The organism is Oscillatoria sp. HE19RPO (assembly GCF_024220515.1).
Taxonomy (GTDB): Bacteria; Cyanobacteriota; Cyanobacteriia; order Cyanobacteriales; family Laspinemataceae; genus Laspinema.
The window spans coordinates 1-23,946 of sequence record NZ_JAMXOT010000326.1 but is presented as its reverse complement, the minus strand read 5'-3'; the positions used below and the strand labels follow the sequence as shown (position 1 = coordinate 23,946).

The window sequence follows — 23,946 nt, the reverse complement described above, 5'->3', positions numbered from 1 at the left end:
CTTAAAACCCCCGCCGGTTGTTGCAACTTAAAACCCCCGCCGGTTGTTGCAACTTAAAACCCCCGCCGGTTGTTGCAACTTAAAACCCCCGCCGGTTGTTGCAACTTAAAACCCCCGCCGGTTGTTGCAACTTAAAACCCTAGCCCTGTCAAGGTGGTAAATTTGATGACGAAAAATCGTTATTTCTTGGACAGGCGCTTCTCGAAGCGCCCCTACAAGAGGTAAATTTGATGACGAAAAATCGTTATTTCTTGGACAGGCGCTTCTCGAAGCGCCCCTACAAGAGGTAAATTTGATGACGAAAAATCGTTATTTCTTGAACAGGCGCTTCTCGAAGCGCCCCTACAAATCAATACACCTTGACAGGGCTAGAGTTAAAACCCCCAGCGGTTGTTGCAACTTAAAACAGAAAATACCGTTGCGCCAAGGGTAACACTTGTGCCGGTTCACAGGTGAGTAATTGACCATCCGCCCAAACTTGATAGGTTTCTGGATCAACTTCAATATAAGGCAGGGTTTCATTTAATTTCATATCCCGTTTCCCCACCTTCCGCGTGTCCGAAACAGCAATGGCTGGTTTTCGCAAACCTAACTGAGTCGGTACTTCTAACTCCAATGCCGCTTGAGAGACAAAGGTAAAGGATGTGGCAGTCCGAGACCCTCCAAAACTGGCAAACATCGGCTGTGCATGAATGGGTTGGGGAGTAGGAATACTGGCATTGGCATCTCCCATTTGGGCGTAGGCGATCGCCCCACCTTTGATCACCAATTCCGGTTTCACCCCAAAAAATGCCGGATGCCACAAACATAAATCCGCCAATTTGCCTTCTTCAATCGACCCCACATAATTAGAAATCCCGTGGGCGACTGCGGGATTGATTGTATATTTAGCAATATAACGCCGCGCCCGGAAATTATCATGTTCTGTGGTACTAGGAATCCCATCTTTGCGGTCATCCGGGGACAAAAACCCCCGTTGGACTTTCATTTTATGGGCGGTTTGCCAAGTGCGAATGATGGTTTCTCCCACCCGTCCCATTGCCTGAGAATCGGAGGAAATCATACTAAACGCCCCGAGGTCATGTAAAATATCCTCGGCAGCAATGGTTTCCCGACGGATGCGGGATTCGGCAAAGGCGACATCTTCGGGGATACTGCGATCGAGGTGATGGCACACCATCAGCATATCCAGATGTTCTTCTAAGGTATTGACGGTATAAGGACGGGTGGGATTCGTAGAAGAGGGCAAAACATTTTTTTGTCCGCAAACTTTGATAATATCCGGGGCGTGTCCTCCACCGGCCCCTTCTGTATGGTAAGTATGAATGGTACGGTCTTTAAACGCGGCGATGGTTTGTTCTACAAATCCCGCTTCATTGAGGGTATCGGTATGGATAGCAACTTGCACATCATACTCATCGGCAACCGTCAGACAAGTATCGATCGCCGCTGGAGTCGTGCCCCAGTCTTCATGTAATTTTAACCCCATTGCGCCAGCGAGGACCTGTTCCACGAGGGCGCGAGGTTTGCTGCTGTTGCCTTTCCCCATAAACCCTAGATTCACCGGAAAAGCATCGGCAGCTTGTAACATCCGGTGAATGTTCCAAGGTCCTGGGGTACAGGTGGTGGCATTCGTCCCGGTAGCGGGCCCAGTTCCTCCGCCTAACATGGTGGTAATTCCCGAGGCGATCGCCACTTCAATCTGTTGGGGACAAATAAAATGTATATGGGCGTCGATTCCTCCTGCGGTGAGAATCATCCCTTCCCCGGCGATCGCCTCGGTGCCTGGACCGATAATAATATCAACATCATCTTGGATATAAGGATTTCCCGCCTTACCAATTTTAAATATTTTGCCATCCTTGATTCCTATATCCGCTTTCACCACTCCCCACCAATCCAGAATCACTGCATTGGTAATCACTAAATCCACCGCCCCGCTATCATTAGCAATGGGAGATTGTCCCATGCCATCGCGGATAACTTTTCCCCCGCCAAATTTCACCTCGTCGCCGTAGGTGGTAAAATCTTGTTCAACTTCAATAAATAATTCTGTATCGGCTAACCGAATGCGATCGCCCACCGTTGGGCCATAAGTTTCCGCATAAGCGCGGCGATCCATTTTATAACTCATTGACGTTCCCTCACTCCATTCTTGCCCATCATTTTAGGGTTCCAATTAGTTTATCCCATTTTAGTAAAACTGACGCATTCCCCCACCGTAAATGTAGAGGCGATTCGCGAATCGCCTCTACATTTACGGTGGTTTCTCAAAAGTAAGCAATGGGGTGGGCATTGCCCATGCTACAATTATTGCTTACGGTGGGCATTGCCCACCCTACAATTATTGATCGTTGGATGACACCTTGACCGGGCTAGTATTACCCCCCCACCCTCAAGATTAGGGGGTTCAACCCTCCAAAAACCGGATTAGGTATCAATCCTAATCCGGTTAATTCCAATTTCCAATCACCGTAAACGCCGACCAAAAATAAGGGTGAGATAGGGTCATATTTCCTTGGGCCACTAATTCCGGTGGTAAGGGAACCGTTGTGCCATTCGAGAGCAATAACATCCCATTTTCTATACGAACCTCTCCCCTTAATAGGGCCAGTTGAGTTTGCCGTAACGCTTCAGCTTTCAGTGGTTTTTCCCCTAATTTGGAATAAAATTCACTCATTAATCCCAGAGTTCCTGCATCGCTGACATACCAGAAACTAGCTAAGGATGCCTTCGCCCCAGAAAGTACCGCTAAACCGGCAAATCCTAACTCAGCTTCTGTATCTCCCACGGCAGTCCGACAGGCACTAAGGGTTAATAGTTCAATGGGAGGATTGTCCGAGGTATTCCACCCCAGTTCCGTGGCTAACTCTCGAAACTGGTTCAGTCCGACTCGACCATCAAAAAACTTGATATAAGAGTTATCCAAATTTCCCCCTTGAAATTCCGCATGGGTTGCCAGATGGATAATTCCATATCTGTTTTCTTGGTTAGTTTTTCGGAAATTCTGGGCGGTAAATTGTTCATTCAAAAACATATTTCCACGCCCAAAACTGCTGACAATATTTTGCAATTCGGTTGGCACTGCCGGGAGAGGACTGAGGTCATCAAAAATAGCAGAACCCATCGCTAACACTTTTCGGTTGCGGATATCGGAATAGGTGACATCGGTTAAGCCAAAGCTGGGGACTAAAGCAACAGCATATTTTTCCAATAAAAACTGTTCCCCATCATGCAATGCCACCAGGGGAAGAGTTCGCAACCCAGAATCCATCGAAAAGACTAAGGTTTCAATCCCATTGGCTTCGAGTTGTGCTTCCATTGGAGCAATCAGAGACTGATAGAGTGCTTGGGCGCTGCGTAAGTAACTCCGACTGTTAATCCGTCTGGGATTAGTCAGTTCCGATCGCAAGTTTTGCACCTGTTCTATAAGCTGTTCCCGAGAGACATTAGGCACGGTTTCGCGAACGGCTACATCAGTGGTTCTCTCAATCAGTCCTTGGGCTAAATTTGTCGAAGCCACTAAGTCAGAACTGCCCCCGGATACTCGAAAATTATGGGGGAAAATCATCACCAGTTCTAATTGATCCGCTAAGGCTGAGACATAAATAAATGCACTCTTGTTACCCGTCGCTTGCCACAAATCATACAAGGTTTGAGCAATCTCATCGGGAGTTGCGGTTTCCCCAAATAACTCTACTTCTAAGTAATTGCTAAACTCCATTGCCTGATATTCTTCCAACATTTGAACCGCCACCCCAATATCAGCAACTGCTAACTGAGTTTCATAACCCGGGCGATCGATTTCTTGCTCAGAAAGCGTACTCAAAGGCTGTGCTTCTCCCGTTGTGCTGTCAGCACCTTCGAGAATCTGACCCTCTATGGGATTAGCACTTTCCGTTGTGCCCTCTGGTTCGGGATTATTTTCGCTCACCGGAGGAGGAATTTCCTCTTCAACGGGAACCTGGGGATTCTCAGGGATGACAACCGGAGGAGCGGTTTCGGGCTGCTGAATGTTAATCGGTTCAAGAGTTTGAACCGGAATCGGTGTCGGCACTTCCCCTGGACTGTCCACAGGGATTACAGGGGTATCCCCAGGTGGGATATCTGTGGGAGTATCTGTGGGAGTATCTGTGGGAGTGTCTGTGGGAGTATCTGTGGGAGTGTCTGTGGGAGTGTCTGTGGGAGTATCTGTGGGAGTGTCTGTGGGAGTATCTGTGGGAGTATCTGTGGGAGTGTCCGTGGGAGTAGGTAAAGGGGTGATGTCTCCCGTGGGTGCGATCGTTGGCGGATCTATTAGGGGTCCCGTGACATCGGATTGGTTTCCCGTCTGGGTGATGGCAGGAGTCGCAGCGATCGCCACCAATGTCATAGCCAAAAGCAATTTCATCCATCCCTTCAACAGTTTCATTGTGAGAATCCTTCTATAAAAAACCCGTCCTAGAACCGATCAAACGTAAACCCATAACCAATCCCGAGAATAAACCTTGTTCCATCTCCAGCGCTGCCGGTAATGTCCGTAATCGCGGGAGAAATCACCAAAGGAATATTCCGGAACGGCACCACGGAGACCCCCAAAGTGAGGTCTTGACCCGTCCATTCGGCGATCGCACTGACGGGAGGTGCAACCCGTAATGCCACCGAACCAAACAGTCCGACAGTCCCCTCTCCCGCCTCAATATCCGACTCAGAGCGATACTGTCCACCTCCGACCCCCAGGGTCACATACACTTGGCTCCAAAGGTTCTCGGGGTCATCCAAAACAAACCGTTTTGTGACCACACCATACCCAGAGGTTCCGCCATCGGTTTCTCCCCAAGTGAGCGCTCCCTGCACCCCTGCCGCAATGCCAAAATCGTTCGGCAATTGCCGATGTAATTTTAAACTCACACTGCCATCCTCAAAGGCATCGCCCCATAAATCCGTCACCGTCACACCAACGGTTAAGCCAATATTTTCCCGAGGATTGCCAAACCCGATGCCGAATCCGGCAACCCCATCACTGCTATCCGTAAACCGAGTTCGTTCCTGTAAACCCACCCCAAATCCCGCACTTCCCCAACCGGCACCATAACCCGAGGGGGTCATCACCGTAATCCCCGGAGAAGCCAAATAGGGTTTGCTTTGAGTGGTAACATCCGTGCGCGGGCGAAAGGGGATGCGTTGGGGAATGAAGGGTTGTTCCCCGGGAATCTCGCGATGTAAGGGAGTCCCTTGGCGGGGGGCGGTTCCCTCCGGTGCTGTAGCGGGTTCCCCTTGGGCAATCTCACCTTGAGGGTCAGGATTTACGCCATCTGTAACATTCAACCCTAAATGTAGAGGCGATTCGCGAATCGCCTCTACATTTAGGGGGGATTCTCCAAATATGCGTAAGTCCTGGGGGTAAACCGTCCCCTCCCCGGCAACCTGTTTAGTAAACAACACCGGATCGCGATCGCCCTGAATGGGTTGGAAAAATAGAGGATCCAGATTGGCCGCCTCGGCAGAAAATTCCAGCTTGTCCCCGGACTGCTCTGCTGGCAAGGGTTTCACCTCGGCAGCTTGGGCGACATCAACGGGCAATAAAATACCCAACAGCAGTAACTCAACGATCATACATTTCATTAGTGGCGAGGCTAAATAATAAATACCCCTAAAAGAATTTTACCCGTTCTGATCTGCAAAATCACATTCTCCTTTCACTGAAAATATTACAGTTAAAGGAGTAGGGTGGGCAATGCCCACCATTCTGTTAAGGTGGGCATTGCCCACCCTACAATTGCTTAGTCAAAAATACTTACTTTTATTTTTTCACTTTAGCTCAAAGTGTAATAGCAATCGTAGCAATCCCGATTAAAGTGATCGCTGTCATCCATCTGGAGTGTTTTATCCCCCGGCGATCGTCCGATCCAAATCACCTCATTCCTGAAATCTTTGTTTATAGTAGAACTATCCTATCCCCAATTCTCTGTTCAGAGAATATTAAAACATGAGTAAACCCGATAAACTCTCCGAAAATCCTACCTTAGACTCGGATTTAGCCAGTGGCGTCATTCGCCTCAAACCTCAAGAATTCATTCATGTTTTAGATAATAATACCGGAATTACTCGTCTCGAAGTCGGACCCCAAACGATTACCCTGCGAGATGGGGAACGACTCATTTTAAAACCGCAACCCGCCATTGTTGTCCCCCCGCGCCATTATTGCATCGTTGCCAATCCAGTCATGCGGCTTGAAAATGGCGCACCCAGCACCGACCCTCGGGGACAAATCAAACTCCGTTATGGCGATCGGGAAATTCGTTTATCCCAAGAACCCTTTCCCCTATATCCCGGGGAAGAACTTGCAGAAAGCGTCACCCAATTGCAAGTTGTCGAAACCAATCAAGCGTTGCGATTGCGTGCCTTACGGGATTTTAGCGCGACCCTGACAGTCCCCGGGGAAATCCCTCAAACCCAAATGATTGAGCGGGTTGCGGGAGATGAATGGCTATTTGAAGGACCCGGAACCTACATTCCTCGGGTGGAAGTGGCGATCGTTAAAACCGTCCAAGCCACTATTATTAAAACCAATCAAGCCCTGCGATTATTTGCCCGCCAAAACTGCATCGATCGCCAGGGAATTCGCCGCCGCGCCGGAGAAGAATGGTTAGTCCGAGAAGAAGGGGCTTATTTACCGGGCATTGATGAAGAAATCCTGGGTTTACTTGAGGCTTATGTCTTAACTGAACGCAAGGCATTACATCTCAAAGCTAAACGTAGTTTTACCGACATTTTCGGACGACAACGGAAAGCCGGAGATGAATGGTTAGTCACCTTAGAAGATGCAGAAATTCATATTCCCGATGTCTATGAACAAGTCGTAGGGGAAGTCCAAGTCACCACCTTGAATGACCGAGAATGGTGTATCGTCGTAGACCCCATCGATAGCAACGGCAAACCCCAATTCGGGATGTGGGAAGTTCGACAAGGGCGAATTACCTTCTTTTTACATCCCGGAGAATCCCTCCACAACGGCATCCAAAAAGTGTATGTGCTGGGGGAACAGGAAGCCTTGTTACTCCGGGCTTATGAAGCCTTTACTGAAGGGACCGCAGAGAACCCAATTCATCATCAACCCGGGGATTTGTGGATGATTCATGGTCCCCGGGATTATATTCCTCCGGTACAAGTGGAAGTCATCGAAACCCGCAAAGCGATTCCCTTAGATAAAAATGAAGGAATCTATGTGCGAGACATTCAAACCGGGGAACTTAAACTGGTGAGTGGACCCCAAGCCTATCTGTTAGCGCCCCATGAAGAACCTTGGGAAAAAGAGTTACCGCCGGTGGTGGAAGACTTGCTGCAACGCAAAAGTGACCCATTAGGCGATCGCGGGGAATATCGTGAGGAAACCCAGGGACGAACCCAGAATCAGCGCAAACAACGGGATAAAACTCGCGCGGTTGTCTTTCATGTTCCTCAAAATGCCGTGGTGCAAATTCACGACTATAAAGAACGAACCGCCCGGAATGTATTCGGTCCTGATTTAGTCATGTTAGGTCCCGATGAAGCCTTTACCGTGTTAAGTTTATCGGGGGATAAACCCAAACGACCTAATGCGATTAAAGCTTTGGCTTTATTGTTAGGTCCAGATTTCATGACCGATATTTTCACCGTGGAAACGTCGGACCATGCGCGACTGCAATTACAATTATCCTATAATTGGTATTTTGAAGTCGATAAAACTAACGAAGAACAGACCGAGAAATTATTTCAAGTTCCCGATTTTGTCGGTGCTGCTTGTAAGGCGATCGCCTCCCGAGTGCGCGGTGCCGTTGCCGGAGTCCAATTCGACGAATTCCACCGCAACTCCGCCCGCATCATCCGTCAAGCCGTCTTTGGAGTCGATGACGAGGGACATATTCGGGAAGATTTCCGATTTCGGTCGAATAATCTCGTTATCACTAACATCGACATTCAATCCGTCGAACCCGTGGATGAAGAGACCTTAAAAAGCCTACAAAAATCCGTACAAATTGCCATTCAAATCACCACCGACGCCCAAGAAGCAGCAGCCCGCCATGATGCGGAACGCATCGCCCAACAAGCGAAAGCGAGACTCGAAAGACAGGCGATCGTCGATAAAAGCGCCGCCGAAGCCGAACGCCGAAACCTGCTGGAATTAGAAGCAGAAAACGCCGCCATTTCCTCCACAGGACAAGCCACTGCCGAAGCCCGCGCCAAAGCCGAAGCGGCGCAGATTCAAGGACAATTACAAGTGAATTTAGCCAGCCAAGAAGCTGAAGCCGCCCGCATCCGCGCCGAAGTCGAACTCGCCCAACTGCGATCGCGCCAAGAAGCAGAATTTGCCCATCAACAAGCTCTCACAAACCTAGAAATAGAAAAAGCCCAACGGATGGCGGAAATTACCAGTACGGAATTCGCCGAAAAAGTTGCGGCCTTGGGGCCTGAGACTTTGCGGGCGATCGCGCAAGCCGGACCGGAAATGCAAGCCCGACTCTTAGCGGGGTTAGGTCTACAAAGTGTGTTGATTACTGATGGGAAAAGTCCGATTAATTTGTTCAATACTGCTAATGGTTTAATTGGGGGAGTGCCGTCTAATTTAGGGGGAAATGGGAGAGAAGAGACCTAACCCCCCAGCCCCCTTCCCTGGGAGGGAAGGGGGAGCAAGAGGGGAGCGAAATTCCTCTTTCCTCGTGTTTCTCGGGACATGAATCCGCCTGAATGCATCAGCAGGATATCATTGCCTTTAGACCACAGCAAAACCCGTCTCAGAACGAATTTTAGGTTCATGGAAAGCCAGTACAATATCCTCTTTGGGGACACCGGCTGCCACCAGTTCCGTGGCAATGCCCTCTTCTGTCCAGTCTTCCTCAATCCAGAATTTCTGGTCACGCAAACGAACGTACACCGTCGCCCCAGAAAAACGTTCGCCCTTTTGCCAGCCTAGGGTCATCCACAGATAATGTCCTTGTGCTTCATCACAGATTAAAAAAGTTTCGATATTCGGGTCGGGATGTTGCTGACAGCGATTAACATGGGCCATCAGAAGAGTTTTGATGAGTTGGGGATAGTCTGTTAGTTTATCCATTGGGTGATTTCCTCGGTTTCTAAATCAACAATGATTAAAGGCAAGTAGCGCTTTTTGAGAATGAGTTGAGCAATGTCTAGCTGGAAAATATTTTGATAAGTGGTAGTGCTAACCGCAAGGTAAAGTTTGCGATCGGGTTCGATTTCTTCGAGGATGTAAGAATAAATATCCAGTTGTCCAAGTGCTTCTTTGAGGTCTTGAATTTTGGAAACTCCTACGAAACTTTTGATTTCTATAACCAGTTTTTGATTGTGGCGTTGGACAGAAATAGCACGTTCCACTCCTAGATCGGCGTAGAGAGTCGTGCGGCGATATTTGAGGATGTAGGGATCATCGGTGATGGTCCACCCCTCTTTGAGCAAGGCGGTTTTAACGGCGTGGTGGATCAGGTCTAATCGAGGCATAAGTCAACTGTACCAAAGATTGAAGAAGTGGGTTAGCGATCGCCTCTAAGATACTGCCGCACCTTAATCCCCACGAGGTCCTTATTCCCAGTCAAGGGATGTCACGAAATCAGCGCTTAAGCGCTTGAGAGTAGGCGGAGCCTCCAACAGAAGAGGGCGTAACTCGGCTTCAGCTTTCGTTACCAGGGGCCTACTCTCCTCTACTTTATCTACTCGTGACATCGCTTCAGCCATGTCAGGACTTACCAACAGCCGCCTCCGTCAACTCCCTTTCAGCGACCAAATTCGCTCACGCCTCTAGTCCCAGAAAGCCCAGAAACCGGGTTTCTGCGATAACTTTAATTGTAAGGCATAATGTTTCCTAAGAACCCCGGTTTCTCAACCGCCCAAGTAACCCACTACCCCATCAACCCCGCTCATGCAAAACCCTCCCCTAATCCGACAACAAATCGATCGCGAACTCGATCGCCTTCCCCCGGAATCCTTAACCCAAGTTCTCGCCTTTACCCGCTCCCTTCAACCCCAAACCGATTACACTACCCTTTGGGAAAACTGGTTTGCTGAAGTGGATGCACTCCCCCTCAATCCCCAACCCCCTAACGTAGAAACCGAACCGCCAAACTACAACAACTACCTCGTTTAAAAATACTGTTGAGTCTCTGGTTTCTTGTCACAATACCACCCAACTCCACCCACTACCTCCTACAATCAAAACAATGACTGAATTACTTAAACGAGTGATTGCCCAAGGGAAGTCCAAAAAATAAAATATCCAAAAAACCCGCACCCTAAAGGGTGGGGCACTTGCGAACGAAGCGGTGCCTGCGCGGGCTAATATAGAGTCTTGTTAGGTGCGATCGCATCAAAGCAAGGATGATTTATTTGTTGGAATACCCCAACTGAAAACTTTACCGGATGAACAGCAGGATGCGATCGCCTCTCGTCTGCTTGCAGAAATGGAGGATGACCAGAAATGGCAAGACCAGTTCGCATCGACGACTGATGCTCAGTGGGATAAGATGGCCCAAATGGTCCGACAGGAAATTGCTGCTGGTGAAATCTCACCTCTGGCTGATGTATTTCCGCCCCAATCGCAAAGGATTTTCTCGTGACACGGCAGAGCCATGTCACGGGCAATCAGCGGCTCTGCCGCCTGATACAGTAGCAGGAGGCAGAGCCTCCAATAGGACGTGACTCTGCGGAGCCAAGTCACGAGAAATAGAGGACATTAGTGAGACGTGAGTGAGTTAAGGAGTGCGAGCATCTTGCTCGTTATCTATATACAACAATGATTTACTATACCAGTTAGTCTTTTTACATACCACAATATCTCTAAATTGTCAAGAGTTTCAGCAATTTGGCAACTCCCAGAATCAAGTGAATATCATAGTAAGGGAATAAACAAGCTCTGTTGAAAGAATCCCTGAAAGAAAAAGCCTATGACTGCTCAATTGATGGACTGGATGACTGTTGCATGGGGGGCCCTGGAAGGCAATCATCGCTTTATGGCTTGGAATACGTTTTTAGCGGTGGTTCCCTTAGCGTTGAGTTTTTGGTTGTTTCACAAACCCCGATCGCAATGGTTACGATGGGGAGTGTTTCTCATTTTAGGGGCCACTTTTCTGCCGTCTGCTCACCGGGTTTTCCGGACGGGAATTTTCCTGCTGCAACGAATCAGTGCTGATTACTTAATCTGGATTCTCATCCTGACTCTGATTTTGATGTCGTCGGAAATTTGGCAGTTGCGGCGCAGTCAAAATAGCTCGACGGTTTCGCGTTCTCTCTTATGGTGGGTGGGATTTGTGGCGTTTATCACCTTTTTACCGAATGCGCCTTATGTGTTAACCGATGTGATTCATTTAATCACTGATATTCGCGCCGGATACTCGGTCTGGATTATTACGTTAGCTTTGATTCCCCAGTATCTAATCTTTATGATTGTGGGGTTTCAATCTTATGTTCTGTCCCTGATTTATTTAACTTGGTATATGGAACGGTCTGGGTTACGTCGCTGGACTGGGTTGGCGGAATTGGTGATACATGGGTTGACGGCAATTGGGATTTATCTGGGTCGCTTTCAACGGTTTAATACTTGGGATATTGTGACGGACCCAGATATTTTAGTCCGCAGTGTGATGAATGATTTGATTGGTCGTCGTCCGGTTTTGGTGATGATTGTCACGTTTGTGGTGATTACGGTTTTATACTGGTTATTTAAACAATTGACTTTGGCGCTGATGCACCGCAATAGTCAGCAGAAAAGTGCTTGGAGTCCAGTCGCGCCAGTGGAGTCTCCAGCAACGGATTCGGAGGGTTAATAATATTATGGTTGCTTGATTACCCAGATTGACCTAACCCCCCAACCCCCTTCCCTAAGAGGGAAGGGGGAGCAAGAGTGGGAACAACCGGCGGGGGATTAATCCTTTATACAAGAGTAGGTTTTTTACGCTTAACTGCACCTCCGGTTCCCTCCCCTTGGCAAGGGGAGGGTTAGGGTGGGGTCCCTCTTTGCCGATTCCCTACGGGATAGCTCCGCTTACCGCCACGTCACGCACTCTTGGGGGCGATCGCACTAGCCCTGTCAAGGTGTGTAGATTGTAGGGGCGCGAGAGTGATCGCCTGTCCAAGAAACCCTGATTTTTCGTCATTAAATTTATCACCTTGACAGGGCTAGGGCGATCGCGCCTGTATGGAGACTGGTCCAACCTCTTTCTTCGTGATGTGCGGTAAGCGGAGCTATCCCGTAGGGAATCGCACAAAAAGAACCCCACCCTAACCCTCCCCTTGCCAAGGGGAGGGGACCGGAGAGAACCCCCGCCGGGTGTTGTAACTTGATATAAGGGTTAAAACGGACAATCCCCGGAGTCACGACGGGCAGTTTCTAACAGGATGCGCTGTTCGGACCGGGCGATCGCCTGATGAGTGCGCGCGATCGCCTCGGGTTCGACGGAAATTCCATCAATTCCCCATCGCACTAAAGTATCAATAGTTTCTGGATAATGGGTGGGTGCGCCGCCACAAATCGCACAAGGAATCCCCGCTGCTTTTGCCTGTTGAATCAGTTGATGAATCGCCCTCATTACCGCCGGATGACGGGGGTCAAACACCTGGGACATTTGCTGATTTTCTCGGTCTGCGGCGAGGAGTAACTGGGTTAAATCATTGGTGCCGATGGATATTCCCTGGACTCCCGCTTGCACATAATCTGGGATTAAAAATAAGGCAGAAGGCACTTCCGCCATGATCCAGAGTTGGAAATCCCGAACGCGGTCGAGTTTGAATTGTTGGACCCGATTCCGGCAAAATATAAATTCTTCGACGGTTCGCACAAAGGGAATGATTAACCGCAGGTTGGTTAACCCCTCCTGTTGTAATTTGGCTAAGGTTTCTAGTTCTAAATCAAATAATGCCGGGTCGAGGAGGTAGCTAAATGCGCCATGCACTCCCAAGGTTTGGGCACTGCGATTGGAGTTGATGTTGGTTTGTCCCGGCGATCGCACTCCCGGTAAATCGTACCCGCGCAAATCTAAGGACCGATAAAATACTGGACGGGGAAAGAAAAATTCGGCGACGCGCTTTAACGGTTCGGAAATTCGGTGGATAAATTCCTGGTTTTTGTGCCGATCGCACCATTGGTAAGGGTCTTCCGATTGGAAAATTTCCAGGGCCATCATTTCCGATCGCAATAACCCCACCCCATCTAAGTAGGTATCAGCAATTCGGTCTAAGGAACTTGGATGCGACAGGTTCACCAACACCTGTGTAGCAGTGGGAAAGGGTGGAGAGAAGGAAGCAGTTACAGGGTCAGACTCGGGTAATGGCATGGGATGAGGTTCTGAGACAGCAGAGGCAACAGGGTGAGGCGATCGCCCAGGATTCGGTGGGACAGTTCCCGCAGAGAGTATAAAGATTTCTCCGGTATCCCCATTGACACATATTTCCGTGGCGGTGGCGATCGCTTGGGTGACTCCGGTAGCCCCCACCACCGCAGGAATGCCAAATTCTCGGGCGAGAATCGCCGCATGACTGGTCATTCCCCCGGATTCGGTGACGACTGCCGCAGCTTGTCGGACAATATGCAGCCAATGGGGGGCTATTTCTTTGGCAATCAAGATCCGTCCTGGGGGAATATGTTCCAAGACTTCCGTGGGGGAGGTGATGCAATATACTAATCCGACAGCGACTCCTTTGGCGGCCCCAGTTCCGAGGATAATCTGTGGCATTTCTTCTCCCTCAATTGCCTTTACCGGAACCGATTTGGGGGAAGATGGCGGGTTTACAGGGGCTGTCATTTCCAAAGAGGGAAGGGGATTTCCCACTTCCACTCCGGTGATATAGATCTGTTCTGGGGACTGTTCTATGGCTTTTACAAGGGTCCATTCTAGGCTGAACTGGCGGTTTAAGTGACTGCCGAGGTTGCGGGCGATCGCCCCCAATATTTCCAGTTCCCGGGGTTGGAGGGAAAATTTCTGTTGTTGTTCATCACTCACCAAATAGGGTTGAAGACAACTGTAGGGACTCAGCAAGCTGGTTTCTGCGGTTAACTCGTCCGGTGGGGTGGAGTTCCATCTCAAATCGTAACCGAGATGTTTGTTTCCCAGACTTTGGGCGATCGCATCCCCCCTCTCTAACTCGATTTGATACCAATCGGGAATCGCTTGTCCCAGTTTAATCGATAGGGGCAATCCCCAGGTGGCTTTAATTTCACAGTGCGCTGGGGTATAGGTGAGGGTTCCGGAGGTAATGGCACTGTGTAAGGGTTGCACCAAAACTGCCAGATTCAGTGAACGCAGTTCAATTTGCGATCGCTGCCAATATAATAAACTTCTCGCCCTAAATAACTCCGCCCAAGTTTGCAGTACCCCTAGGGCAATTTCCTCTGGATCGCACAGGCAAACATAGCTTTCCACTAACCCCGAAAATTTGACCGGACTAGGGGTATGTTTCGGAAGGGTGACAATCGGGGACAGGATTAACCCCGGGGAACTCAGTTGTTCCCCTGCCATTGCCAAGTCATTAATCCACTCTAGGGGTAACTCTGCCGCCATCATCTGTTCCCGGATATGTTGGGCGATCGCCTTTAGCTGTCGGGTATCATCCACATTCAGATGCACCGACGAACTCAGGAGTTCGGCAAACAGGGGTTCTTCCCAAGGATAGGTTTCTAAAAATTCTCGCAATGCAGGGGCCGCCAACACAAATCCGGGCAGCACCGGATAACCCTGTTGCGCCATCTGACTTAAATAAAATGGATTGTCCCCCACTAAATACTGTTGTGAGGGTTGAATTTGGTCAAGCCAGTAAAGGTGATCCACAATCAAGCAACCATTCGGACATCCTCTATCATAGTCTGGGTGGCTCCCTTTTGCATGAATTGAAAAAACCTAGTCAAGGTGGAGGCGGGGGGCTAAGATGAAGAATTAGTGCAGGAAAGAGAGGGTGGCAGATGATGGGAAATTGGTCGGCAATGGTGAAAGGGTGGGTAAATTTGTTTTTAAAACCCAACTGTCCTTTGTGCGATCGCCCTGGAAAACCCCTCCTCTGTCCCGCTTGCGATCGCCAGTTGCAGCGCCAAAAATTCTCGGTGAAGCAACGGTTATTAAAGGAAACCCCTCCGGTATTGATTTGGGGGCGCTATGGCGGGGTGATGAAACGGGCGATCGCCGTGATGAAGTACCAAAACTGCCCGGAACTCGCTCAACCCCTGGGGTACTTTTTGGCTGAAACTTGGTTACAGTCTCCCCTGGCAAAAGCTCAGGGACTCACGGTGGTTCCCATTCCCATGTATCCCGACAAGCAACGAAAACGGGGATTTAATCAGGCAGAATTACTGGCAAAAAGCTTTTGTGAACTGACGGGATACCCGTTAGAACCTCGGGGTTTAGAACGAGTACGAGATACCGAAGCGTTAAATCAATTATCCCCGGCACAACGCAAGCAAACCCTCGCCAATGCGATGCGGGTGGGGGCCGGGTTTCGCCGCAGGAAGCCGAAACAGGGGGTGATTTTGCTCGATGACATTTATACCACCGGGGCAACTTGTCAAGAAGCCATCACAACCCTGTCTAAACAGGGGATTTCAGTATATGGGATTGCGGCGATCGCCACGACTCAACCCTTGGATTAATATCCAGTCTGGTGAATTAACCTAAAAAACCATTTCTTCCTCTTCTCCCCCTTTCCTCTTCCTCTAATCTTGTAGGGGTTTTGAAGCCGCCTACGAAAAATCGTTATTTTATAAAAATCGTTATTTTATGTAGGGGCGCAATGCTTGCGCCCAAAGCGAGGGTCTGTTTTCACAGCGAGGGTCTGTTTTCACAGCTAGGGTCTGTTTTCCAAAACTAGGGTCTGTTTTCCAAAACTAGGGGGCGCAAGCATTGCGCCCCTACAAAACCCCTACAAGATTAGCTTAGGGAAGGGGGCTGGGGGGTTAGGTCCCCGTGGATGATCAAACAAACACCATATAACCGATCAAGTCTTAATTTTCCCCTCCCGAAGAAATTCCTCGAAGGTGAGGCGACTGGGTAAGGCGGATTGAGCACCGGGTTTCGTCACCGCCAAGGCACCGGCAGCAGCCCCCCATCTGACAGCCTCGGGTAAGGACAATCCCTCGGCGATCGCCACTGCCAATGCCCCATTAAAGGCATCTCCTGCCGCTACCGTATCCACCGCTTCCACTTCAAAGGGGGGGACAAAAAACTGTTCTTCTCCCCTGGCACAAAGCACCCCTTTTGCCCCCAACTTGGCGATCGCTGTTCTAACTCCCCGTCTTTGCAATTCGCTGATGGCTTCCCTGGCTGTTTCTACATCTCTCACGGCAATTCCGGTGAGGAGACTCAGTTCCGTTTCATTGGGGGTAATGATATCAATTAAGGAATACAATTCTGGGGGGAGTTCTCCGGCGGGTGCGGGGTCTAAAATGACCGGAACTCCGGCATCCTGAGCTTTTTTAGCCGCTGCCAGAACTGCGCTTAAGGGGATTTCTAATTGTAATAATAATGCTGCGGCATCGGGTAATAAATCCGTGAGGCGATCGCAGTCTGACTCATTGACGCCAGCGTTGGCACCGGGGACAATTATAATGGTATTTTCTCCCGTATCCTCGACGGCGATCGTGGCAATTCCGGAAGTCGTGGTTTCATCGATGAAGATGCGATCGCACTTCACCCCGGACTGTTGCAAACTCTCCAGGAGTTCCTGTCCAAAACTATCTCCCCCTACCCGTCCAATCATCCAAGTTGTCATGCCCAATTTCGCCGCAGCAACTGCTTGATTTGCACCTTTGCCACCGGATGCGGTAAAAAAGCTAATTCCCGCCAGAGTTTCCCCAGGTTTGGGAAGTCGGTGAGTGCGGGTGACTAAATCGAGATTGATACTACCGAACACAATAATACTCATGTTTATAAAAAATCGATGACGATTAATTTTCAGGACTCATGCATCCCCTTATTCCTGAGTGACTCTATCTGAGGTGAACTGCCTCTACTTCGCCTAAGTCCTAGCTTTATAGTTTATCAGTTTTTCAGAAAATTGATGATTTTTTTTTAGAATGTTGAGCGATGCTAAAAAAAGTAATGAGTGGGATGGCTAAACCGAATAAAAAGATACCGATAGGGCTTGAAAATGACGAAACAGATTCGTTTTGAAGCCTCAGCAAAGAAACGCAAGCTTCTCTTCCCGCCGTCATCAGCCAGATTGCCAGAAAAACGAGAATTCCTGGAGTGATTTTAACTTGGATGTCGATTTGACTCCCGCTGTCATGTTCCCTAATTTGACCCTCAAGCACCGGAAAGAAAGACTCGCGATAGCGTTGCGAACGGGTATAGTAGATAATTTTGGAAATTTGAAAAGAGTCTTTATTGATTTTTCCTCGATAGAGGGGAGTGGGACTTTCCTCACCTATCCGATAGGTAGGTTCCACAATTCCCATGAGGTTTTCCCGAATTTGGTAGAGTTTTAGCCCAGTTTTAATCGTCAACCTTTGATAAGTCAACATTTTCTAACTCTCCCAACTATGCCGGGACATTATTTTGCTGCATTTTCAGTCATCAAGGCCAGAAGCTGTCCCTCTATCTCTCTTAAAGGGAATGTTCTTCTGTACCTTGAAACAACTCGATTAAAAAATCTTTAGACGCCTTAGCTTGGGGGAGAAATCCAACCCAGGGCAACGCTATACCAAAAATTACCATTCCCAAAGGGATTAAAAAAGCAGGTTCAAAGTCATCTTGAAAGAGGGCGAATAAACTCAGCAACGCGACTTGTCCAATTGTACTCAGCCAAACGCACATAAAAATGATCGCAGCGATGTGCAGTTTCATTTCAATTTCGATTTGACTGCCTCTACCGTGGGCCTTTATTCGACCTTCAATCTGCGGTAAGAATGAATTGCGGTGGTAGATAATTTTGGCAATCTTAAAAGAGTGTTCGCCAATTTTTCCCCGGTATAGTTTGTCCGACCTTTTCCACTGGAATTGTATCCCTTGAGGGGGAGGTTCTACAACTGCTACTAATTTTTTCTGGACGTCCTCGGGACTGAGATAAGTCGTAATCGTAAACCGTTGAGAGGGAAACATACGCTCACCTATAGGGGCTTAGTGCTACAATTATGGCATAAATTAGAGCAGTTGAGTGGGGAGTAACCCGCAGAGTACATTCACCCATTGAAAATGGAGGAAAGGAGGGAGACTCCTAATCCTGGAAACCCTTCCCTCTGGCAAGAGGGGACGAGGTTTAATCCAAGCGCCTATCTTCCAGCATCCCCCGGAATTTGTGTTTGCGGGCGTGGGTTTGTAGCAATTCTTGTCGATAGGTTTTCCAGCGGTCCCACTGGTCTTTTTGAATGTAGGCGGCCCGGACTTTTTTCAACCAGGCGATCGCCTGATTATAGGATTCAGATTTTTTGCGATCCAGAATCGCTTCGGCAAAGGGTCGCGCCGTTTCAATCACCCAATCTGGACGTTCAGGAATCGCGGCATCCATGACTCGATGCACTAAATCTATATGATAGGAACCCAAGCCTTTTACGGAGGCGATCGCCTCATCAATTAAGCCTTCACTTAGAAAAATATCCGCCTTAACCTCAGTTGTCCCCCAACTCGTATGCTGCCTGAGAGATTTTAATAAATCTGGCTGAATGTTAGACCAATTTTCTCCGTTTAATTCTTTGAGTCTGAAATAATCCGCCGAAGTGGGGTTATAGCAAAAGGCTAGTTGTCTCGCCTCCATTTCTACCTCGGCATTCCCCAATTCTTGGGCTAAATCAGCGGTCCAACTGGCGAGTTCATATTGGCAATTTCCCAATAATTTTAACCCCATTCGCCCGACTTCCAAGGCTTTTCTGACTTCTCCATTGCTGTGTAAAGTTTGACCCAGGGATAATGCTTCCTCCATAGTTTTCATCTGATTTTCGGCGGCTTCCATTGCTTCGGCAGTTCGTCCTAAACTGCCCAACATGGTCAGATATTGTTTCATTTTACCTTTCGCTTTGGCCAGGTTCAAATACTCCTGATATCGCTCTTGCAGATCCAGAATTCTTAAACGAATTAATCCCAAATCTGGGGAATAATTGGTAAGCGACTCTTCTTTAATTTCAGGTTCGGTTATAGTTCCGTTGAGGGCTGCTACCAGATCCGGATCATCCCATCCTTGAGTTAGGGATTCTAAGCTGAGGGGAAATTCGGTACTCCACTCCTCTTGGAGGATTTCTAATCGCGATCGCCACTGTTCCACTTCACTGGAACTCAGGGAGTCGCTGAGAATTGCTTCGGCGATCGCCTCATCCAGGGCGATGACAATTTCATCCGAATCAATCCCATACTGTTCCACCCGGTCCCAATCGGCTGCACAAGCTGAGGCAATGGCTTCTAAGACGATTAAAGCATTATAAGTCTCCCCAATTTCTATTAACCCTTGAACATTATCAATTAAATCTAATAACTCCTCGGTTACCGGGTCCTCTTCCCCGTCTAAATTTTCAAAATATCGCATTCCCTCATATAAAATGTCCCGGGCCTGTTGACGAAATGGAACAGAATTAATGGGGGAAGAACGGTGATTTTTTGCCGGTTGATTTGAAATTTTTAGTTCAGGATTTAACGTAATATAGCAGTCAATTTCATCCAGAAGTCCTGGATTTTGATTGACCAAATTTTGCACTAATTCTTGGAGTTCTAACAGGTTTAGCTGACCGATTAATTGCTCCAAAGTCGGACGTTCTTGAATGATTTCCGGTTGTCGCATCACCACAAATAGGGTGGCAACAATATGTTCACACCATTCAGCATCATAAGCACAAGAACAGGTCGCCGAGGTCAAACTGCCCTGGTCAAATCCAACTTGAACCCGATAGGGTTGGACTGCGTTGCCGATGACTTCGGCATTGATTAAGTTGCCCCGCAGAGTTACTGCGGTGACATTGCCCGCTTCATAATCAGACTGGCCTTTGCTAAACAATTCAGGGGCGGATTTTTGGCGAATGAGGCGATCGGTCAAGTCAGGAGTTTTAGACATAAAGCAATCCAATCTGATGGGTCCGGAGAAATGGACGAGTTGTTAAAAAATTGGAAGAGCGTATCCTCATCCGCTTAGGGAACAAAAACCGCCATTTTCTCTCGTTCCTATCATATCCAGAAAGGGTCTGACTCGCAAGACTGATTCACAGATATTAACAACCGCTATTATTCAATGGGTTGACAGTCCGGCGATCGCAACCCGGAAAAAGAAATACTTCCCTCGGGTATTGCCGTAATTAATTCAATGGTTCCTTGAGAATTTTGTCGCCAACCTGTCGCTTCCTTGAGTCGGGGAGATGAATTTTCAGAGGAAGGGGTACCAGGGGGGGCAAGGGTAACGGGTTCCTCCTCTAACTCTTGGAAAAAGTTGCGTAAATCATGCCAAATCGGTTGGGTTTGGAGGGGTTGAGTCGGATCGGTGGGCAATCCTCCTCGTCCAGAAATAGTAAAAGAATTCTCATCGGATAAGGCACAACCGACAAAGTAATTATCCCTCGCTTGCACCAGCATTTCGGGTAATTGCACCAATCCAGTAGAGGGATTGACATCGGGGGTATTAATGGTGACACTGCCGCTAAACTCCGCCCCAAGTTCGGAGGTGGCAGTAATATCACTTTGAGGGGTGATTTCTGTGCGAAAATCAGTCCCCAAGATGCCTTGGGCAGCGATCGCCACGCGACCCCCAAAACTAGCGCTGGAATTGGCCGTAATATCGCTATTTTCTACGGCAACTAACGTATCCGTGGCGATCGCAATATTCCCTCCCGTCCCACTCCCACTGGCATTGGTGGTAATTCCCCCTTGATTCCGCAACCGGATATCCCGCGATTCAATGAAAATATTCGCCTGGTCCCCCTGCACCGTTTCAGCGGCGATCGCCGCATTATTAACCAGAATCTGTCGCGCCACGATTTCCATATTCCCAGCAACCCCCGTACTCTCACCACTGGCGGAAATAATCGCGCGATCGCCTAACATTAACTCTCCCGTCTCTAACTGCATTGTCCCCGCATTCCCCGTCTGTGTAGAAGCAGCAAAAATGCCTGTAGGGAAAACCATTCCAGACTCATCGGTGAAGAAAAATCCGCCCTCCGTTGCCGGAACTGAACCAGATAACACAATCGCCTCCGTTGCCAGAATCTCCAAATTTCCCCCATCCCCCGCGCCAAATGTACCCACACTAATCTGGGCACCATCGCGCAAAATCAACCTCGGGGTTTCAATCCGTAAATTATCCCCATTCCCCTCTCCCAACGTATCACTAAACACAATCACCGGATTGCCCAGGCGATCGACTCCTCCAAATTCCATCACCTCCGTTGCCTGTAATCTCACAGGACCTCCATTCCCCGCCTCAAAGGTCATACTGCCCACATTCGCCCCATTTAGAATCCGTAATGCTGCCGTCTCAAGCTCTAAACTTCCCGCCTTTCCCATTGCCTCGGGGTCTACGGTACTTTCCGCCCCCGTCGGCATTAGGGAACTCCAAAAAATAAAATCCCCAAAAAACCCGCACCCTTAAGGGTGGGGCTACACGGACAAAGCCCGCCTGCGCGGGCTAATATAGTTAGATGCTTAACCATCGGGATTTGGATGATTTATTTGTTGGAACACCCTTAGCACATCGTTACTGGAATTCACTCCATCAAAAACCACCGACTCTACGGCGCGAATGACTAGGGGTGCACCATTCCCCCGACCCCGGGTTCCCGTGCTCATGCCCGCGCCATCTTTGACCAACACAGAACGCGCCTGAATCTCGATGCCTCCTGCATTTCCGACCCCTCCGGGTGCTACATCTGCCGAGGCGATGGTGATGAAATCCTCTGTGCCTTGTCCATCAAATACCACCGAGTCTCGGGCGGTAATTTGCAGTTTTCCCCCATTCCCTTCTCCCGATGTGCTAGTAGAAATCATTGAACGGGTTGCGGAAAAGCTGTTGGTATTTAAAGTGATATTTCCCCCATCTCCCATTCCCGTGGGTTGGACTTCATTGGCGATCGCACTCTCTCCCGTTAGCACAATATTTCCCCGGGTATCAATGTCGATATCTCCTGCTTGTGCACCCGGTTCTCCTAACCCTTCGGCAATCCCCCCGCGAATCTCAGACTGACCAGAAATCAGCAGATTATCCACCTGAATCGAGATACTTCCACCCCCTGACCCTGCCACATCCACTCGCGCCCCATTGGTGAGAGTGAGTGGCGATCGCCCGATGGTGTCCCGCAGTTTGAGGGCATTTCCTCCGGGTAATTCCACCACTCCCGCCTCGGATATCCCCCCCAAACTCACCGTCCCACCGGGGGCCAATAATTGTCCCCCCTCCAGGGTAATCTCACCCCCAACCCAGGTTAAAGATTGATTTGGCAGCACAGTTAAGACCGCATCCCGCACAACAATGCTCTCGGGATTCGGTCCGTATTGCAACCCGATGGGGACATTTACGCTCAAAATTGGCGATGAATCAGGGTCCGTGGCACTAAAGGCGCGATCGCCAGGAAATAACACCCTGTTGGCGGTACTCCCGACAAAGGAACCCCCTAGATTTAGGGTCGCATTCGGTCCGAAGGCAATGCCACTGGGATTAATTAAAAATAAATTGGCGCTGCCATTGGCGGCGATCGCCCCATCAATTTGGGACAATTTGCCGCCAGTAATTCAAGTAATAATATTAGCGATCGCCGGGGAATTGTTAAAAAGTGCAGCAGTTCCCATCGGGATGGAAAATTCCTGGAAACTATGAAACAAATTACTCCCGGCAGCAGTTCCCCCCTCAATGGTGAAAGTATTGCCATTGATTTGCACCCCGGTAGGATTCGGTAGCGTATTATCCGGGATGACTTGCGCTTGAAGAGAGTTCTGCCTTAGACTTCCCTCCAGAAACAGCAAAGCACTCACAACAATGAAAATAGATAGATAATAATGACCCCAATTCATCACGATTTGCCAACTCCTGACTCTACTATTTTTCTTGATCATTAGACCTCTTGCAAAAAAATCTATGTTATAATTACAAATTTTGAATTTTAGCCCCCAGAGCCAACTCATAATTGTAAAGTGCTGCGAGCAAATTACACCGGAGGCCATAACGGCGGCGACGATTTCGATAACGACTTGACAAAATCTTGAAAATTTTCAGACTTCTATTAATATGTTTAATCCCAACTATGTCTTGGGACAAAGCCAGATGGTAGTCTTTTTGTAAGGCGAAAAGACTACCCTTTTTCGGTTTCTTTTTAGGAGTATAGCTATTAGAATGATATTTTTTTATTCCTTGATATCCACTATCTTGTAAACTATCGGGTTCAGGATGAAAATGGACTGGACTGTTTTTGAATAAATTGAAGTCATGGCAATGCCCCGGCCCAAAGTGTAGGCAAATAATCTCTTTAGTTTTTTGATTAATGACCACCTGCATTTTTAGACTGTGGTATTTTTTCTTTCCTGAAAAGTATTTCTTCTGTTTTTTTTGGGGCCGTTCGATTGCTGTTTCTGTGACATCCATTACGACAACTTCTGGATCCCCAAAACCTTTAAGCAAGGCTTTCTTGCCAGGAATCCTCAACTTTCCACTTTTCATCAAAGTGGATTCGATATTAGTGACAATTCGGCACACTGTTGATTCGGAGACTCTCCAATTTGTGCCGAGATGGAAATAGGTTCGATATTCTCGCCAATATTCTAATGCTACTAAGACTTGTTCTTCAAGAGTTAATGTGGTTCGACGTCCTCGTTTATCTTTCGGATTGGCTAAACGGTATTGCTCTATCCCTCTTCTGTCACTCTAGGCAGAGGAAAATAAGAAATCCACGTCAGCAGAAAGAGGGAAGAGAGCGAAACAGGCCCGATTTATAAAAGAAATTAATCGATTTAACTCCAAAGATAACTGAGGAATAGGAAACACTTGTAACCAATAGAGAATAGAATTAAAACCGAGCATCGGCAGGAGGAGTAATTG

General features: G+C 48.5%; 16 protein-coding genes and 2 pseudogenes. 5 read left to right on the top strand and 13 right to left on the bottom strand.

The features are described from left to right. Nucleotides 1-400: 400 nt before the first annotated feature. The 3 genes from ureC to NG833_RS25440 all read right to left on the bottom strand — a co-directional run bounded on the left by ureC (nt 401) and on the right by NG833_RS25440 (nt 5,595). Nucleotides 401-2,134, bottom strand: coding sequence for an urease subunit alpha (gene ureC / locus NG833_RS25450; protein ID WP_254568074.1), 1,734 nt, complete (start codon nt 2,132-2,134; stop codon nt 401-403). Between the two features lie 318 nt (nt 2,135-2,452). Next, nucleotides 2,453-4,411 carry a CHAT domain-containing protein gene (locus NG833_RS25445; protein ID WP_254568073.1) on the bottom strand — a complete coding sequence of 653 codons (1,959 nt, stop codon included), beginning with the start codon at nt 4,409-4,411 and terminating at the stop codon, nt 2,453-2,455. A gap of 29 nt (nt 4,412-4,440) precedes the next feature. Then, nucleotides 4,441-5,595, bottom strand: a complete 1,155-nt coding sequence (locus NG833_RS25440) for a hypothetical protein (RefSeq protein ID WP_254568072.1) — start codon at nt 5,593-5,595, stop codon at nt 4,441-4,443. A gap of 373 nt (nt 5,596-5,968) precedes the next feature. On the opposite strand from NG833_RS25440, the gene NG833_RS25435 reads away from it, so the two are divergent. Then, nucleotides 5,969-8,614, top strand: a complete 2,646-nt coding sequence (locus NG833_RS25435) for a colicin uptake protein (RefSeq protein ID WP_254568071.1) — start codon at nt 5,969-5,971, stop codon at nt 8,612-8,614. A gap of 117 nt (nt 8,615-8,731) precedes the next feature. Here the strand turns inward: NG833_RS25435 and NG833_RS25430 are convergent, their stop codons facing one another. Next, a complete protein-coding gene (locus tag NG833_RS25430) occupies nt 8,732-9,073 on the bottom strand; it encodes a XisI protein (RefSeq protein ID WP_254568070.1) in 342 nt (113 codons plus the stop codon). Further along, nucleotides 9,061-9,477: an element excision factor XisH family protein gene (locus NG833_RS25425; protein WP_254568069.1), complete on the bottom strand. Its 417-nt coding sequence runs from the start codon at nt 9,475-9,477 to the stop codon at nt 9,061-9,063. The genes NG833_RS25430 and NG833_RS25425 overlap by 13 nt, the downstream gene beginning before the upstream one ends. A 418-nt stretch (nt 9,478-9,895) precedes the next feature. On the opposite strand from NG833_RS25425, the gene NG833_RS25420 reads away from it, so the two are divergent. From NG833_RS25420 to NG833_RS25410, 3 genes are all read left to right on the top strand, one after another. Then, a complete protein-coding gene (locus NG833_RS25420) occupies nt 9,896-10,120 on the top strand; it encodes a hypothetical protein (RefSeq protein ID WP_254568068.1) in 225 nt (74 codons plus the stop codon). 208 nt (nt 10,121-10,328) lie between these two features. Further along, the gene (locus NG833_RS25415; RefSeq protein WP_254568067.1) at nt 10,329-10,589 is read left to right on the top strand and encodes a hypothetical protein; all 261 of its coding nucleotides are present in this window, start codon (nt 10,329-10,331) and stop codon (nt 10,587-10,589) included. A 327-nt stretch (nt 10,590-10,916) separates the two neighbouring features. Beyond that, nucleotides 10,917-11,795, top strand: a complete 879-nt coding sequence (locus tag NG833_RS25410) for a DUF1361 domain-containing protein (RefSeq protein ID WP_254568066.1) — start codon at nt 10,917-10,919, stop codon at nt 11,793-11,795. Nucleotides 11,796-12,320: 525 nt separating this feature from the next. On the opposite strand, the gene NG833_RS25405 is transcribed toward NG833_RS25410, so the two are convergent. After that, complete coding sequence (locus NG833_RS25405) at nt 12,321-14,792, bottom strand: putative PEP-binding protein (RefSeq protein ID WP_254568065.1); 2,472 nt, start codon at nt 14,790-14,792, stop codon at nt 12,321-12,323. A 131-nt stretch (nt 14,793-14,923) separates the two neighbouring features. Between NG833_RS25405 and NG833_RS25400 the strand changes: the two genes are divergently transcribed. Beyond that, entirely contained in the window at nt 14,924-15,604 is a 681-nt protein-coding gene (locus NG833_RS25400; RefSeq protein WP_254568064.1) for a ComF family protein, read from the top strand. Between the two features lie 344 nt (nt 15,605-15,948). Here NG833_RS25400 and rbsK read toward each other — a convergent pair whose 3' ends face one another. The 7 genes and pseudogenes from rbsK to NG833_RS25365 form a co-directional block, all read right to left on the bottom strand. Beyond that, nucleotides 15,949-16,875 carry a ribokinase gene (rbsK, locus tag NG833_RS25395; protein ID WP_254568063.1) on the bottom strand — a complete coding sequence of 309 codons (927 nt, stop codon included), beginning with the start codon at nt 16,873-16,875 and terminating at the stop codon, nt 15,949-15,951. Nucleotides 16,876-16,999: 124 nt separating this feature from the next. Continuing rightward, nucleotides 17,000-17,407, bottom strand: a complete 408-nt coding sequence (locus tag NG833_RS25390; protein WP_254568062.1) for a hypothetical protein — start codon at nt 17,405-17,407, stop codon at nt 17,000-17,002. A gap of 148 nt (nt 17,408-17,555) precedes the next feature. After that, entirely contained in the window at nt 17,556-18,050 is a 495-nt protein-coding gene (locus NG833_RS25385) for a hypothetical protein (protein WP_254568061.1), read from the bottom strand. A 157-nt stretch (nt 18,051-18,207) separates the two neighbouring features. Further along, complete coding sequence (locus NG833_RS25380) at nt 18,208-19,986, bottom strand: SWIM zinc finger domain-containing protein (protein ID WP_254568060.1); 1,779 nt, start codon at nt 19,984-19,986, stop codon at nt 18,208-18,210. Between the two features lie 167 nt (nt 19,987-20,153). Beyond that, the gene (locus NG833_RS25375) at nt 20,154-21,464 is read right to left on the bottom strand and encodes an S-layer family protein (RefSeq protein ID WP_254568059.1); all 1,311 of its coding nucleotides are present in this window, start codon (nt 21,462-21,464) and stop codon (nt 20,154-20,156) included. A gap of 99 nt (nt 21,465-21,563) precedes the next feature. Next, nucleotides 21,564-22,925, bottom strand: a pseudogene (locus tag NG833_RS25370) (filamentous hemagglutinin N-terminal domain-containing protein). 73 nt (nt 22,926-22,998) lie between these two features. Beyond that, nucleotides 22,999-23,739: pseudogene (locus NG833_RS25365) on the bottom strand (IS5 family transposase); the annotation flags it as partial. Nucleotides 23,740-23,946 lie beyond the last annotated feature (207 nt).